The organism is Mycobacterium hackensackense, from assembly GCF_025822555.1.
Classification (GTDB): domain Bacteria; phylum Actinomycetota; class Actinomycetes; order Mycobacteriales; family Mycobacteriaceae; genus Mycobacterium; species Mycobacterium fluoranthenivorans.
In genome coordinates, this window is the sequence record NZ_JACKUC010000011.1 from 1 (window position 1) to 408 (window position 408).

The 408-nt window shown below is 62.5% G+C and carries 1 protein-coding gene and 1 pseudogene; both read left to right on the forward strand.

All coding sequences use genetic code 11. The annotated features are described in order from the left end of the window. Positions 1-124: MspA family porin (locus tag H7J86_RS00065; RefSeq protein WP_201029508.1), on the forward strand; the 124-nt coding region annotated here is incomplete at its 5' end. 99 nt (positions 125-223) lie between these two features. Then, positions 224-408: pseudogene (locus tag H7J86_RS00070) on the forward strand (MspA family porin); the annotation flags it as partial.

The following is a 408-nucleotide window of genomic DNA, read 5'->3' on the forward strand; positions in this document are numbered from 1 at the left end:
GTCGAATGCGCATGGCACGGTGACCGGTGCTGCCGGTGGTGTGCTGCTGCGTCCGTTCGCTCGGCTGATCGCCAAGGAGGGTGACTCGGTCACCACCTACGGCGAGCCCTGGAACATGAACTGACGTTTCGGCGATAAACGGCGCGGGGGTGCCGTCTGGGCTTCGGCTCCGGACGGCACCACCTGCGTATTTAGGCCACCACACACACAGGTAAGGGAGAACATGAAGGCATTCAGTCGGGTGCTGCTCGCGATGGTGGCGGCTTTTGCCGCGCTGTTCGTGGGTACGGGCACTTCTCACGCAGGTCTGGACAACGAGTTGAGTCTCGTTGACGGCAAGGACCGGACCCTCACCATCCAGCAGTGGGACACGTTCCTCAATGGTGTGTTCCCGTTGGACCGCAACCG